15 protein-coding genes are annotated in these 14,932 nt (G+C 41.3%); 9 read left to right on the forward strand and 6 right to left on the reverse strand.

Features of this window, described 5'->3' with window-relative positions:
• Positions 1–11 precede the first annotated feature (11 nt).
• Positions 12–1,325 carry an MATE family efflux transporter gene (locus ACNKW3_RS14560; protein ID WP_427400117.1) on the forward strand — a complete coding sequence of 438 codons (1,314 nt, stop codon included), beginning with the start codon at positions 12–14 and terminating at the stop codon, positions 1,323–1,325.
• A 26-nt stretch (positions 1,326–1,351) separates the two neighbouring features.
• Here ACNKW3_RS14560 and nfuA read toward each other — a convergent pair whose 3' ends face one another.
• On the reverse strand, positions 1,352–1,930 hold the full coding sequence (nfuA, locus tag ACNKW3_RS14565) for a Fe-S biogenesis protein NfuA (protein WP_427400040.1): 579 nt from the start codon (positions 1,928–1,930) through the stop codon (positions 1,352–1,354).
• Between the two features lie 144 nt (positions 1,931–2,074).
• Here nfuA and ACNKW3_RS14570 point away from each other — a divergent pair, with 144 nt between their 5' ends.
• Positions 2,075–4,642 (forward strand): M14 family metallopeptidase, encoded by a 2,568-nt coding sequence (locus ACNKW3_RS14570; RefSeq protein ID WP_427400041.1) that lies wholly within the window; start codon positions 2,075–2,077, stop codon positions 4,640–4,642.
• Here the strand turns inward: ACNKW3_RS14570 and ACNKW3_RS14575 are convergent.
• Complete coding sequence (locus ACNKW3_RS14575) at positions 4,639–5,211, reverse strand: ComF family protein (protein ID WP_427400042.1); 573 nt, start codon at positions 5,209–5,211, stop codon at positions 4,639–4,641. The two genes, ACNKW3_RS14570 and ACNKW3_RS14575, sit on opposite strands and share 4 nt — an antisense overlap.
• A gap of 176 nt (positions 5,212–5,387) precedes the next feature.
• Between ACNKW3_RS14575 and bioH the strand changes: the two genes are divergently transcribed.
• The 3 genes from bioH to ACNKW3_RS14590 all read left to right on the forward strand — a co-directional run bounded on the left by bioH (position 5,388) and on the right by ACNKW3_RS14590 (position 7,228).
• Positions 5,388–6,188: a pimeloyl-ACP methyl ester esterase BioH gene (gene bioH / locus ACNKW3_RS14580; protein WP_427400043.1), complete on the forward strand. Its 801-nt coding sequence runs from the start codon at positions 5,388–5,390 to the stop codon at positions 6,186–6,188.
• 152 nt (positions 6,189–6,340) lie between these two features.
• The gene (locus tag ACNKW3_RS14585) at positions 6,341–6,586 is read left to right on the forward strand and encodes a hypothetical protein (RefSeq protein WP_427400044.1); all 246 of its coding nucleotides are present in this window, start codon (positions 6,341–6,343) and stop codon (positions 6,584–6,586) included.
• Between the two features lie 51 nt (positions 6,587–6,637).
• Entirely contained in the window at positions 6,638–7,228 is a 591-nt protein-coding gene (locus ACNKW3_RS14590) for a putative metalloprotease CJM1_0395 family protein (RefSeq protein ID WP_427400045.1), read from the forward strand.
• Between the two features lies 1 nt (position 7,229).
• On the opposite strand, the gene ACNKW3_RS14595 is transcribed toward ACNKW3_RS14590, so the two are convergent.
• Positions 7,230–9,527, reverse strand: a complete 2,298-nt coding sequence (locus ACNKW3_RS14595) for a Tex family protein (RefSeq protein WP_427400046.1) — start codon at positions 9,525–9,527, stop codon at positions 7,230–7,232.
• A gap of 118 nt (positions 9,528–9,645) precedes the next feature.
• Positions 9,646–10,119, reverse strand: a complete 474-nt coding sequence (gene greB, locus ACNKW3_RS14600; protein ID WP_427400047.1) for a transcription elongation factor GreB — start codon at positions 10,117–10,119, stop codon at positions 9,646–9,648.
• A 115-nt stretch (positions 10,120–10,234) separates the two neighbouring features.
• Here greB and ACNKW3_RS14605 point away from each other — a divergent pair, with 115 nt between their 5' ends.
• Entirely contained in the window at positions 10,235–10,495 is a 261-nt protein-coding gene (locus ACNKW3_RS14605; protein ID WP_427400048.1) for a hypothetical protein, read from the forward strand.
• Positions 10,496–10,511: 16 nt separating this feature from the next.
• On the opposite strand, the gene fkpA is transcribed toward ACNKW3_RS14605, so the two are convergent.
• The gene (fkpA, locus tag ACNKW3_RS14610; RefSeq protein ID WP_427400049.1) at positions 10,512–11,303 is read right to left on the reverse strand and encodes an FKBP-type peptidyl-prolyl cis-trans isomerase; all 792 of its coding nucleotides are present in this window, start codon (positions 11,301–11,303) and stop codon (positions 10,512–10,514) included.
• A 93-nt stretch (positions 11,304–11,396) separates the two neighbouring features.
• Between fkpA and ACNKW3_RS14615 the strand changes: the two genes are divergently transcribed.
• Both ACNKW3_RS14615 and ACNKW3_RS14620 read left to right on the forward strand, forming a co-directional pair.
• Positions 11,397–12,368 (forward strand): WD40 repeat domain-containing protein, encoded by a 972-nt coding sequence (locus ACNKW3_RS14615; protein WP_427400050.1) that lies wholly within the window; start codon positions 11,397–11,399, stop codon positions 12,366–12,368.
• A 3-nt stretch (positions 12,369–12,371) separates the two neighbouring features.
• The gene (locus ACNKW3_RS14620; protein WP_427400051.1) at positions 12,372–12,596 is read left to right on the forward strand and encodes a SlyX family protein; all 225 of its coding nucleotides are present in this window, start codon (positions 12,372–12,374) and stop codon (positions 12,594–12,596) included.
• 23 nt (positions 12,597–12,619) lie between these two features.
• On the opposite strand, the gene ACNKW3_RS14625 is transcribed toward ACNKW3_RS14620, so the two are convergent.
• Positions 12,620–12,823: a YheV family putative zinc ribbon protein gene (locus ACNKW3_RS14625; protein ID WP_427400052.1), complete on the reverse strand. Its 204-nt coding sequence runs from the start codon at positions 12,821–12,823 to the stop codon at positions 12,620–12,622.
• Positions 12,824–12,943: 120 nt separating this feature from the next.
• On the opposite strand from ACNKW3_RS14625, the gene ACNKW3_RS14630 reads away from it, so the two are divergent.
• Positions 12,944–14,932 (forward strand): ATP-binding cassette domain-containing protein, encoded by a 1,989-nt coding sequence (locus ACNKW3_RS14630; RefSeq protein ID WP_427400053.1) that lies wholly within the window; start codon positions 12,944–12,946, stop codon positions 14,930–14,932.

Consider the following 14,932-nt stretch of genomic DNA (forward strand, 5'->3'; position numbering starts at 1 on the left):
GTATTATTAATCTGTTTGAACGACAAAAACGCTTACTTGGATTAGCCTTTCCGTTAATTTTCGCCAATATTACTACTCCTCTTTTGGGCTTGGTGGATACTGCCATCTTAGGGCGTATGGACGGTATACATTATCTTGCCGGCGCCTCTGTGGCTAGTTTAATTATCACCCAAGTGTATTGGATTTGCGGCTTCTTAAAAATGTCATTAACTGGTTTGAGTGCGCAAGCACCACCGGACAATGCACAGCAAAAGGTCAATGTATTAGTTCAAGGATTAGTTGCTAGTACTTTGATTGCCTCTTTCATTTTACTCGTGCAAAGCTGGATTTTAACTGGCGGACTCTGGTTTGTGGGCAATAGTAATGATACCGCTTTGGTCACCGAATCTTATTTTTCAACCCGCATTTGGGGTGCACCTGCGGCTTTGGCCAACATGGTGTTTGTTGGTTGGTTAATTGGGCAGCAAATGACAACTTCAGTGTTAGTCGTGCAGGTGTTATTAAATCTGGTAAACATTGCGGCTAGTCTAGTCTTGGTATATGGACTGGGTATGGGAGTAACTGGCGTTGCTCTTGGAACTTTGTTCGCTGAATATGCAGGGGCTGTGGCTAGTTTTTATTTAGTGGCGAAGTCATTAAAAGGTAAGGATTATCAAACAAAATTGCCATTAGTGAGTGAGTTACAGGTGTTAGCTAAGCTAAACTCCGACATTTTTATTCGAAATATTGCGCTACAAGTCACTTTGGCATTTGTGACCTTGATTGGAGTGTCATTTGGATCTCAAGCAGCTGCTATCAATGCGGTAATTTTACAATTTTTCGCGCTTATCGCCCTAGGCTTAGATGGTATCGCGAATGCCGTCGAATCAATGGTTGGAAGGGCTAAAGGCAAACATCAATTTGATGGTTTAATTGCTGATGTTAAAGCGGGTTTGTTTTGGTCGAGCTTGGTTGCTATTGGTTACGCAGTTACTTTTCTGGTGTTTGGTAATGATATCGTACGTTTGTTAACTGACATTCCTGCTATACATCATGCCTATGAAGATTACTTTTGGATTGTGGTGGCACTGCCACTTATCGCCCATTGGTGTTTTTTATTCGACGGTATCTATGTGGGACTAACAGCCAGTGCAGCAATGCGAAACTCGATGCTAATAAGTTCTTTGCTCGGCTTTTTTCCCATTTATTGGTTATTTGCTGACAGTTTTGAAAATATGGCGTTGTGGTTCGCCATGCTCAGTTTCTTGGCTTGGCGCGGAATTTTGTTGGCTGAACATTTCGTTCGTCATGTGCGGCGCTATCCAAACACTCAACTATTTGGATAGCTTTTATATGCTAGTTTCAGTGGCTTTTAATAATATGAATGTTCGCCAGCTTGGTGTTCAGTAGCATCTTTTACAGCGGTAATCTCACCTTTAAATTGCTCTAGCATTTGTTTTTCAATGCCATCTTTAAGCGTAACGTCAACCATAGAACAACCATTGCAGCCGCCACCAAACTGTAATACAGCTTCGCCACTTTGCGTAATCTCGACAAGCATTACCTGCCCGCCATGACTAGCCAAACCTGGATTAATATCCGTTTCTATCATGTAATTCACTCGCTCCACCAAAGATGCATCATCAGCAAGTTTCTTGGCTTTTGCGTTAGGGGCTTTTAATGTTAACTGAGAACCCATTTGATCGGTTACAAAGTCAATTTCCGCTTCGTCTAGATAGGGCGCGCTTTCAGCATCAACCACAGCATCGAAGCCATTAAATGGAATTTTGATGTCGGTATCTTCCACTGCGTCAGGAGGACAGTAAGAAACACCGCATTCTGCTTTTGAAGTACCTGGATTTACGACAAACACCCGTATATTGGTACCTTCTTGTTGTTGCGCCAACAGTTTAACAAAATGTTGTTCTGCCGGTTCAGAAATCGTAATCATATAACACCTCTATTTAACTTATGGGCATAGTATAACAGTAATTACCCGACTAAAACACTCAAGTATTAGGAAGTTTTTTTCTAATTGATACAAATTTGGGTATTATTGGTATTTACAACAATAATAACAGAAAGAAGAGAGCCCATGATTCATCGAAACCTTCAGATTTTATTGAGTATTGTCTTACTCGCTTTAAGCATGCCTGGACTGTCCAAGCAAGTTACTTCAGATAAAGATTATTTACCTGATGTCAGTTATGACCCCAAGATACCCACTCCGGAATCTGTACTCGGATACCCAGTAGGTACTTGGCATGTTAGGCATGACCAACTTGTGCGTTACATGCATGTGCTGGCAGAATCGTCAGACAGAGTAAGTATCGAAGTCACCGGCTATACTCATGAACAGCGCCCACTTTTACTGCTTACTATTACGGGTACTGAGAATAGAAAAAACTTAGAACAAATTAGACAGTCGCACATACAACAGATTAAGACTGGCGAAGCGGCTTCTTCAACTGCGCCCCTTATTATTAATATGGGGTACAGCGTGCATGGCAATGAGCCATCTGGCGCGAATGCGTCTCTTTTAGTGGCTTATTATCTAGCCGCAGCGCAAGACGAAAGAGTCAACAGACTGCTAGAAGAAACTGTGATTTTATTAGACCCATCACTAAACCCAGATGGTCTGTCTAGGTTTGCACAATGGGCAAACATGCACAAAGGCTATAATTTAGTTTCAGACCCTGATCACCGAGAACATAAAGAGCATTGGCCTTCAGGACGAACCAATCATTATTGGTTTGACTTGAATCGAGATTGGTTATTACTTACGCATCCAGAATCAAGAGCGAGAATCGCCCAATTCCATAAATGGCGCCCGCACTTGTTGACCGATTTCCATGAAATGGGCACCAATAATACTTATTTCTTTCAACCTGGAGTGCCAAGTCGCAAAAATCCTTGGACACCAGATACTAATGTTACACTCACTAATGAGTTAGCTAAATTTCATGCCAAAGCACTGGATACAGCGGGACAAATGTACTATTCCCAAGAAGGCTTTGATGATTTTTACTTAGGTAAAGGCTCAACTTATCCAGATGCCCATGGAAGTGTTGGAATTTTATTTGAGCAGGCCAGTAGCCGTGGTCATGTGCAAGACTCAATTAACGGCGAAGTGGCGTTCCCACAAACCATTCAAAATCAATTTACCACTTCAATGTCATCTTTCGATGGTGCTCTGGCAAACAAACAGGCCATGCTTGCCTATCAACGTCAGTTCTATAGAGATACTAAAAAGCTAATTGATGATGAAGATGTGTTCGGATACGTGTTACCGCAACCTAAAGACAAAACGCGTTTTGCTCGCATGCTGAGTATTTTAGATGCTCATCAAGTTAAATATGAGTACCTGACTGAAGACGTGAAAGTGGATAATAAGAGTTACCGTGCAGGCAGTATTTTTATTCCAGTGGATCAAGCACAATATCGATTAGTAAAGTCAATTTTCAGTGAACGTAAGAGCTTTGTTGATAACACTTTCTATGACGTTAGTAACTGGAATCTAGGGTTTGCATTTAATATTGATTATTCGGCTGTAGAATCTTCTTCACGTCGTAAGTTAAAGCTTGGCTCAACTTACGAGTCTGCAACGGCGCCCGCGTTATCCGCAGTTGACCAAAGCACTGTTGCATTAGCTTACGAATGGTTTGATTATAATGCGCCTAAACTGACTCAAGCACTACTTGAAGCCGGCATAAAATTACGCGTATCGGGTAAAGCATTTTCAGCAAAAACTTTACAAGGTGACTATGCATTTGCGCAAGGAACTGTGATAGCGTCAGCCGCACAAAATGACCTTCAACAGGTTGTAGATGTGATCAATCAACAGGAATTTCTGACCTCTTCTAAGTACCTAAAACAAATTACTTCTGGCTTGAGTTTGCAAGGGGTTGACTTGGGTAGTCCATCGATTTCACCTTTATCTGAGCCTTCGGTACTCTTAGTCGGTGGAAAAGGCACTTCTCAATATGAAGTTGGTGAGATTTGGCATTATTTGGATACCAGAATTGGTTTACCCGTTACCTTGGTCGATTTAGATCGACTAGATGAGGTTGAACTAGACAGCTATTCGCACATAATTTTCGCTTCGGGTTACTACAATAGTGTGTCAACAATGCTTGTTGATAAATTATCCGCTTGGGTTAAGAAGGGCGGGACCTTGATCGGGCAGCGAACGGCTGTGCGTTGGTTCGATAAAAACGATTGGATCGCTAACGAAGTCTTATCTCAAGATTCTTTAGATAGTGCGTTTGACACTAAAGGAATGTCGTTTGGAGATAAAGGTGCCTTGAGAGCTAAAAAGTTAGTCGCTGGTGCTGCTTTTGAAACTGAAATTGATTTGAGTCACCCATTATTTTTCGGTTATGAGGATAGCCGTTTACCTATGTTTAAAACGACGAATTTAGTGCTATTAAAAACGGATAACCCGTTTGAAGATATTGCCCATTATACTGATGCTTCCTTGTTGGGTGGCTACGCTGCAGCTGAAACGCAAGGGCTTATTAATGGAACAGTAGCGGTCAGTGTTAGCCCTACAGGACGAGGCAAAGTCATTGCCTTTGTGGATAATATTCATTTCAGAGGTTATTGGGATGGCACTAATAAGCTAATGGCCAATGCTATCTTTATGTCACCCTTGATGAACTAATCTTTTCCAATTTCTGCTACCGCCATGCACCAGATAGAGACCTTAATATCTGGTGTTTTGGCTTTGATTGTTTCTACTGCTGACGATAGCGTAGCACCCGTGGTAACAACGTCGTCGATAAGGCATACATGTTTGTATGGTAACGGCTTAACTAGTTTAAACGCGTCAAAAAGGTTATCGAGTCTGGCTTCTTTGCCTAGGCTAGATTGTTGGCGAGTATGTTTATGCCGTTTCAAGGCATGCATGACGGGAATCTTGGCTATTTTACCTATGTCTTCAGCCAGTAGTGCTGCTTGATTGAATCCACGTTTGAATAAGCGTATTTCGGATAAAGGTATGGGTATAAGCTTTTCCGGTAATTTTTCAGTTTGCATGATGCGGCGTAATACATAGGCTTCGAAAAGTAGCGTGAGTGCAGCACTAGCAATGGGTTGCTTGGAGAACTTAAGCTTTTTAATTAACCCGGCAAGTATATCTGAGTAAGTCCCTATGGATCTAAGGGATTCATAGTTGATATTGTACAAATGTTTTGCGATGACTGGATATTCTAAAAGGTCGGTTCCTGGCACCGGGAATCTTTCAAATTCGGCATCTGATAGGCAATAATCGCATATTAATTTTTCATTAGCACAATGGCATAGGTAACAATGCTGATGATTAAGTTTCTTTTCTATTTGGCGGCAAAGCTTGTAGAATTTATCCAACATGGTGCTTAGTACATAGTTAGTTTTTTATCCATCTTATTATGAGTTCAAAAGAGAATCTGCTGATCGAAGGATCAGAATTAAACCTAATATTTATTCATGGTTGGGGAATGAATTCTGGTGTCTGGCGATCGTTTCAACCTTTCCTGGACAGTCTAGACATTCCTAAAGGTATAACTGCCAACTGTCATTTTTTAGATTTACCCGGCTATGGGAATTCTAAACATGTGTCCTTGGATCACTACAATCTGGCTGCATTGAGTGAGCACGTGGAAAGTTTGCTACCCACAAATACTCTGTTGATCGGCTGGTCCTTAGGGGGCTTAGTAGCCACTGCAATTGCGCTATCTGCTAGCCAAAAAGTAGTTGGTTTAATAAACCTGTGTTCATCACCAAAGTTTATGCAAGAAGGAAATTGGCCAGGAATAAAACCAGACGTCATTGCGGCATTTGAGTCCCAGTTGGTAGGTGAATATGCTCAATTAATGAAACGTTTCGTTGGCATTCAATTTATGGGTGTTGAATCTCAACGGACTAACAGTAAAGAAGTGTTAAATAACATTTTGGATTATCCAGCGCCTGACAAAGAGGTATTGGCGGCTGGACTAGAGATCCTCAAAAATACCGATTTTCGTGAGCGATTGGGCAAGTTGGATATTCCGCAACTAAATATCTTTGGTCGTCTCGATAGTCTTGTACCAATAAAAGTTGTCGATGAAATTCAGCAACTAAGTGCATTGTCTTGCCATCAGGTAATTGCAAAAGCATCACACGCACCGTTTATTTCCCATCCTCAAGAGGTCTTAAAGGCTATCAATGGTTTTATCACTGAAAGCTTGTAAACGTTATTCAATAAAAAATGCCTAGACTGTCCAGTCATTTTTTAAACGAACTTGTTGTTCACAAAAAACTGCCTGGACTGTCCAGCAAAAGCTAAAGGTTAATTTTCATCAGCCGATAATATGAGTTGGTAGACTGTATTTGAGGTGCTCCAATGGTAGATAGTATTTCGTCAAATGGCTTGCAATCAGCCTTGTATAGCGGTGTTCAAGGTTATAACCGCGGTCAACAAATGGTCAACGACGCCAGTGCTAACCTCGCCCAATCAAATAGACAAAACATAGATTTAAATTCATCCGTGATACAAATGACAGTAGGTCAACTGCAAGCAGAGGCGTCAGTAGAGGTCATTCAACGCACTCAGGGAATGATAGGCACCATAATAGACACCTACGCTTAACTTAATATTTTTATGCTTATTACTTCTTCTTTTTATCAACCAGCGATTCCTTTGACATACTCAGAGGCGTCAACTGCGGATGATAGAAAAGAGCATCAAAATAAAGATAACTCCCAAGATACGGTTAACATAAAAGGTGAAAAGTCTTCCGAATCTGATACCTATAAAAAACCAACTTCAACCACCAATGCATCAGAGCAATTAACTGACGAAGAACAAAAGCAAGTAACGGATCTTAAGCGCAGAGATACTGAAGTACGGGCTCATGAACAAGCTCATGCAAGTGTTGGAGGGCAATATGCGGGAGCGCCTTCCTACGAATTTCAAACCGGCCCCGATGGGAAGAAATACGCGGTAGGTGGTGAGGTTTCAATCGATGTTAGTGAGGCTAAGGATGCTCAAGCAACTATTCAAAAAATGCAGATTGTTCGACGAGCAGCAATGGCGCCAGCTGAACCTTCTTCACAAGATTTTAAAGTAGCAGCAGAAGCGACTCAAAAAGAACAAGCTGCTAGAGCTGAGCTTAATAAAGGCTCAGAAGATACAGAATCAACGGCTATAAAAGAAAATCAAAATAAATTAGCGCAGTACGCAGAAGTGGAATCAGTAATCACTGATCCCACAATTAACATAAGCGCTTAATTTACTTTTTTGCTTTAGCAAAAGCTTCTGCAAAGGCATTCCCCATGGCCGCATTAGCATTCACAGGCTTGGCTTTTTGAGGGGGAGACTTTTTGCCTTTTTGGCTTTTTGCCGGAGCAGATTTAGGAGCAGAGACTTCATCGTCTAAACGCATGGTTAAAGAAATACGCTTACGTTGTACATCAACTTCAGTCACTTTGACTTTAACCACGTCCCCAGTTTTTACCACTTCTCTTGGGTCTTTGATAAATTTATTAGTCATCGCGGAAATGTGTACCAAACCGTCTTGATGCACCCCAATATCAACAAAAGCGCCAAAATTCGCTACGTTACTGACCACTCCTTCTAGCGTCATGCCAACTTTAAGGTCCTGAATTTCAGATACCCCTTCTTTAAACACGGCGGTTTTAAATTCTGGACGGGGATCGCGGCCGGGCTTTTCTAATTCTTTAACGATATCCCGTAAAGTCGGTAGTCCAAATTCATCGGAAACGAGATCTTTTAACTCGATTTTGCCAAGAATTTCAGAATTTCCAATCATCTGTGCAATGTCTACCTTTGCACTGGTCGCAATTTTATCAACGACTTCGTAAGCTTCTGGGTGAACGGCACTGGCATCAAGAGGATTTGTACCATTCATTACCCGTAAAAAACCAGCCGCCTGTTCAAATGCTTTTGGACCTAGGCGCTCTACTTTTTTCAACGCTGAACGACTATCAAAGGCACCGTTCTGATCGCGGTACATGACGATATTGTATGCCAATGTTTTATTGAGCCCCGATACATGAGTTAATAACGCAGGAGAGGCGGTATTTAAATCTACACCCACGGCATTTACGCAATCTTCGATGACATTGTCTAACGATTGTGCTAACTGGCTTTGATTAACATCATGCTGATACTGGCCAACCCCAATAGCTTTGGGTTCGATTTTAACCAATTCTGCCAGAGGATCTTGTAACCTGCGAGCTATAGATACCGCACCTCGTAAAGACACGTCAAGATCAGGAAGTTCGTTCGAAGCTAGCTCAGAAGCTGAATACACAGATGCGCCTGCTTCGCTAATCATGATTTTTTGTACTTTTAATTCAGGTGCAGCCTTCATCATATCTGCAACTAATTTATCGGTTTCTCGGGATCCTGTTCCATTGCCAATACTGATCAAATCAACCTTGTGTTGTTTGCATAAAGTAGCAAGAGTTCGCATGGATTTTTCCCATTGATTCTGCGGCGCATGAGGAAAAATGGTCGCGGTACCTACTACCTTACCTGTTGCATCCACTATGGCTACTTTTACACCAGTACGTAGACCTGGATCTAATCCCATAGTCACTTGCGGACCAGCGGGCGCAGCCATTAACAGATCTTTTAAGTTCTTGGCAAACACGTTAATCGCTTCAGTTTCTGAGCGTTCACGCAATTGCGAAAATAGTTCTGTTTCTAAATGTAGTGCTAGTTTAATTTTCCATGTCCACTGGATAACAGTTGTTAACCAACGATCTCTTGGTGTTGCGGCTAATCTTAGTCCAAGTGCTTGTTTAATTAATTCTTCACATACCTGGCTTTTGTTTTCACTCGTTTCAGGTGATGGATCTAGAGATAAATTCAATATGCCTTCATTTCTGCCTCTAAATACCGCCAACGCTCTATGGCTTGGGATACTGGCGTACTTTTCTGAATAATCAAAATAGTCTGAATACTTCTCACCTTTGGTCTCCATGCCTTCAATGACTTGGCTTGTGACATGAGCACTTTGAGATAAATGTTGTCTGACTTTTTGTAATACATCAGCATTTTCAGCAAAGCGTTCCATAAGTATGAATTTAGCGCCATCCAAGGCTGCTTTGGTATCCTCTATACCTGCCTCTGAATTAAGGAAGGCTTGAGCTGCAGTTTCTGGGTCTACTTGAGCATCATCGAGTAATTCGTCAGCTAATGGCAGCAGTCCCGCTTCAATAGCAATTTGGCCTTTGGTTCTACGTCTAGGTTTATAAGGTAAATATAAGTCTTCTAAGCTAGTCTTATTTTCTGCATCGACGATTTTCTGTTGCAGAGAATCGGTTAACTTCCCTTGTTCATCAATGGATTTGAGGATGACCTTTTTGCGGTCTTCTAATTCTCTCAGATATGTAAGGCGTTGTTCTAAATGTCGTAATTGGGTGTCGGTAAGCCCCTGAGTCGCTTCTTTTCGATAGCGCGCAATAAAGGGTACGGTAGAGCCACTATCTAGAAGTTCAATGGCTGCATTGATTTGTTGTTCATTGGCATTTAGTTCGTTTGCAATGATAGTTTGAATCATTAAATTTTGGTCTCTTTAGAATTAAAAGGAGTGCTACATGGTGTATTTTAAGGGGGCAGAGTATAGCCCCTTATGGCAGTTTTCAATACATTTTTGGTCTAAAAATTAGATTCTTTCACTACTTATCATAGTCAATTTTAGTGACATACCAATAAAAGGTACCCGCTTCGGTTTTTACAATCACTTCATCCCCGACTTCTTTCTTTAATAATGCACGGGCCATGGGAGAGTCTATAGAAATTACATCTTTTCGCTTAAATATTTCATCATAACCGACTATCTGAAAACTGCGTTTTTCTGATGCGTCATTTTCAATCTCAACGTGGGCACCAAAAAATACCTTTCCGTTTTGAGAGGGATGATATTGAACGACTTTTATCCGCTCTAAGGTTTTAGTTAAATAACGAACCCGTCTGTCTATTTCTCTTAGACGTCTTTTGTTGTACTGATAATCAGCATTTTCACTTCGATCACCTAAACTAGCAGCCCAGGTTACTTTTTTCGTAATTTCTGGTCTTTCTTCTTTCCATAGGTAATCGAGTTCCGTTTTTAACTTATGATAGCCAGAAGGTGTAATTAAAGGGGTTGGCATGTTTAACGTTTACCGTCTTTTTGAATAAATAAATGAACCATTTACAGGGGGTTAAGTCTATAAAAAAGCAAGCAACTAAACTAGCAGTATTGTTTATTTTAATTTGGAGGCTCTAATGGCGTTTTCAAAAACAAATAGCATGCAAGTTAGGCAAGCATCATGGCTATCAATGTTGGTCAGCCTTGTATTAATAAACACCTTTATTTTGGGCACACTAGGCTTGGCATTGTGCTTTTTGTCGGTGTTAACTGATACTCAGGATGCATGGCTGGGTAATGCGTTTGTCCTTAGTATCGGTAGTATTCTTTTCGGTTATATGTTGTTAGCAATTCGAAGAAAGAGACGCCGAAAGTATCAACAGGTTACTGTTAAGTAACCTGTTGCTGATCATTTTACTGTTCTAAAACTTCTAACAATTCCACTTCAAAAATTAGCGTAGAGTTAGGTGTGATTTTACCTTGGGCTCTGGATCTGTAGGCTAATTCAGCTGGGATATAAAACTTAAATTTGGCGCCTTCTTGCATCAGCTGAAGGCCTTCTGTCCAGCCGGAAATTACCTGATTTAAACGGAATGTGGCAGGTGCATTTCGCGAATAAGATGAATCGAACTCAGTACCATCTAGTAAAGTTCCTCTATAGTGGACTTTGACTCTATCTTGCGCAGATGGGCTCTTGCCTTCACCCTCGGTTAATACCTCATACTGCAGACCGGATTCAGTTACTTTTACACCTTCTTTGGTCGCATTTTCAGCGAGGAAAGTTTTACCTTCAACAATATTTTTTTCCGCAGCGATTTTATTTGCTTCCATTTGTGCGCTTTGTAAAAGGGCATCTGCTTCTTGGGAAAGGCGCTGTAATTCTTGTTGAGAGAAGCGCGGTTTACTGGCGAGCATTTCGGTAAATCCAGCAAGTAATGCATCTCGGTCAACGCCAAGATTTACTTTCTCTTGTTCAATTAATTTGTTATTAGCGTAATAGCCCAAACTCGCACCCAAAGCATAACTATACTTTTGTGCATCAGTAGTGTATTCGTTGGTTTGGGATGTCGCTTCCGTTTCTTGAGCTGGCGCTGTTTCAGATGTTGCTGGTGCTTCAGTCGTGGATTTTTCTTCTTCTTTTGCACCGCCACAAGCTGTAACGATTAATGCAGAAGCTAATATTGTGGCTATATAAGCCTGTTTCATAGGATTCTCCGATTTATAATGGATCAACTTAAGGTTGTATTGATATATTCCGATACATGGTAAACACCTAGCCCTTAAAGTTAAACCTATTTGATGAAAAGCGTAATAAAAAGTTCGATTTTACTGTTGGCTACCCTAATAGTGGGGTGCAGTATTCCAGAATCAACACCCACTAATAGGATTATGTTGTCCGAAAGTGGTGTATATGATGCCCATATCAATGAAGAAGGGTCTTTGGCAATAGTTACGGCAGTGGATGGTGCGATTAATGTTTGGGATTTACAGACAAATCAAATACGTTACACCTGGCAGCACCAAGGGGAAGGTACGAACCTAGTCGATGCAGTTAGGTTTTCTCCAGATAGTTCAGTCGCTGTAACCTCAGATAGTGAAGCCTTTGCCTTGTGGAATATGGAAAATGGTGAGCCTATAGGATTTTGGCGAATCGACGAAGATACTACGGTCAGAGATATCGCGGTTGCCAATAATGGTGATGCAATTCTTGTTGGCCGAGCCAATGGTCATGTATTATTTTTTGAACCTTACTCGGGGCGAAGATTAGAATTTTTAGGACATGAAGAGAAAGTAAATACGGTCGATCTCTCTGCCAATGGCCGCTACGCAATAACGGGCGGCAATGACTATAGAGCCTATCTTTGGGACACCCAAACCGGACAAATCATTCACGTTTTTGCGCACCCTCACCGAGTCAGTATGGTGCTAATGGATCAACAAGCTAGGTTTGTTTTTACCGCCGATAGCCAAGACAATGCACAAATTTGGGACGCCCAAACCGGCAAAGCCATTAGCCAGCTAAGATTCATTGAGCGACAGATTATATTCACAAGCGCAAGGTTCTCTAAAGATGGTAAGTGGTTACTTACAGGGTCTCCATCAAAAAGAATGCGGCTGTGGGATGTGGCCAGTGGAGAAGAAATTAAGCAGTGGAGAGTAAAAGCAAATTCAGGCCCAGCACCTCAATCAGCAGTAGTTTACGCAGTTGGTTTCAGGCAAAATACACCCATGTCTATCGCTAGTAGCGGTTATCTAGCCTATTGGGAGTAAACAGTGGCAAACACAATTCAAGACGCGGAAGAGCGCATCGATTATTTAGAAATTAAGGTCGCTTATCAAGAAGACACCATAGAGCAATTAAATCAGACAATTATCAAGCAACAACTATTGCTTAATGAACTAACAGAAAGAATGCAATTTTTAGGTGAAAAGTTAGCATCTATTCAAGTCAGCAATTTGGCTTCAGGGGATCAGGTTGAAATTCCGCCTCATTACTAAAAGGTAGAAAGGCTTTAATAGCACTATTCAGGTTTAAATAGTCCAATAACATTGGCACTACCCTTACTTGCCTGAGTCGCCTGGTCGTCAGTTTGCGTTTGGGTGTGGCCACAATTGACACATTCTACTTTTTCAACGTTATTTTCCATAAACAACATAAGCGTATCCATTGACTTGCATTTTGGACAGGTGGCGCCGGCAATAAATCGTTTCTTTTTGCGTGTCATAGAGTTTAAACAGGTTTCTCTTATTGGATAAGGATATCATTATACACTTTGTTAAAAGCAAATGATCACTTAACGTGTTTTTGCTATCCTTGCGCCACTTTTGAAAAGCAAAAAAAAATTATGATTAAACTGCAAAATGTCAGTTTGCAACTGGGAACGAAATTTTTACTGGATCAAGCCAGCTTAGAAGTTTATCCACAACATAAAGTGGCGATCATTGGTCCCAACGGATGTGGTAAAACCTCCTTGTTTGGACTATTAACTGGAAAGCTACAGGCGGATGCTGGTGAATGGCAAATGCCGAAAGACTGGCGAATTGTTTCCGTTGAACAGCAAATTCTCGATACCCAAAGAACAGCAATTGATTATGTCATTGATGGTGATCGTCATTTGCGCTCTTTAGAAGCAAGGTTAGCAGAAGCAGAAAAGGAAGAAGATGGCAACAAGTTAGGCTTGCTTCATGATGCACTAGAACAAGCTGGGGCATATGATGTTAAACCTAGGGCTGCCACTATCCTTAATGGATTAGGTTTTACTCAAGACAAGCATACTGAACTCGTCAGTAGTTTTTCAGGCGGTTGGCAAATGCGTTTGAATCTTGCTAGAGCATTATTATGTCCTTCAGACTTGCTTTTGTTGGACGAACCGACAAACCACCTTGATTTGGATGCAGTGCTTTGGTTAGAAAACTGGTTACAGGATTATGCAGGAACCTTGTTGCTGATATCCCATGATCAGGCCTTTATTGACAGCATCGCCAAACAAATCGTGAGTTTTGAACAACAAAAACTTATCAGTTATAGCGGCGGTTATTCAGACTACGAGAAGCAAAAGGCTATGCGATTATCCTTAGCCGCTTCTGAGTTTGAAAAGCAACAGAAAAAGCGAGCCCATTTAGAAAGCTTTATAAATCGATTTAAAGCTAAGGCTAGTAAAGCTAAACAGGCTCAGTCGCGGGTTAAGCAACTCGAAAAAATGCAAGAGTTGATGCCTGTTCGACAATCCAACCCCTTCAACTTTGAATTTTTTGAACCTGAAAAATTACCCAATCCATTGGTGGTAATGGATGACATAAAAGTGGGCTATGGGGAGCTTGTGATTCTGGCTGATGTGAAGCTTAATTTGGTGCCTGGCAGTCGTATCGGGTTGTTGGGACGCAATGGTGCGGGTAAGTCTACCTTTATAAAATTGCTGGCGGAAGAATTAGCTCCCTTATCTGGAAAGTACTTACCTTCGGCGGGATTAAAGATTGGCTACTTTGCACAGCATCAAGTGGACAGCCTAGACATGCAGGCTTCTCCGCTATTGCATCTGCAACGGTTAGATAAAGGGGCAACGGAACAAACTCTTCGCAATTATTTGGGCGGATTCGGTTTTCATGGGGACAACGCATTAGATCCTGTTGCTCCTATGTCTGGCGGCGAAAAAGCCCGCTTGGTTTTAGCCATTTTGGTGTATCAAAAACCTAATTTGCTGTTACTGGATGAACCGACTAACCACTTAGATATTGAGGTCCGTCAAGCACTCAACTTCGCCTTGCAGACTTATCAGGGGGCAATAGTTTTGGTATCTCATGACCGTAGTTTGTTGGAGTCGGTGTGTGACGATTTCTATTTAGTGGATAGTGCTCAGGTTGCGCCTTTCAGTGGCAATTTGGATGATTATAAAAAGTGGATGTTGCAGGGCGCTAAAAAACTGTCTGGACAGTCTAGTCAATCTAATGTGGATAACAATAATGCTGGACAGTCTAGCCAATTGCCTGTGGATAACGCTAATTCAAGTGAAACGGCAGCTGATCGTAAACTACAGAAGCGGCTCGAAGCTGAATTTAGACAGGCTATAAAACCTTTAAAAATCAAGTTGTCAGCGAGTGAGCAGAAAATGGCAGATTTGAACAAAGGTTTATCAGACTGTGAAACAAAAATGTCTAACCCCGAAATTTATAACGATGAGAATAAAGCTGAACTTAAGCAATTGTTGCAAACCCAAGGGGATTTAAAATCTGAACTTGAAGAAGTTGAAATGGAATGGATGGAAGTCGTCGAGCAAATTGAAGCAAAAGAGCAAGCATTCAATCAATCTTTGAATAAGCAAATAGGTAACAGCTAA

Origin of the sequence: Glaciecola sp. 1036, from assembly GCF_050306235.1 — a bacterium.
Taxonomy (GTDB): Bacteria; Pseudomonadota; Gammaproteobacteria; order Enterobacterales; family Alteromonadaceae; genus Glaciecola.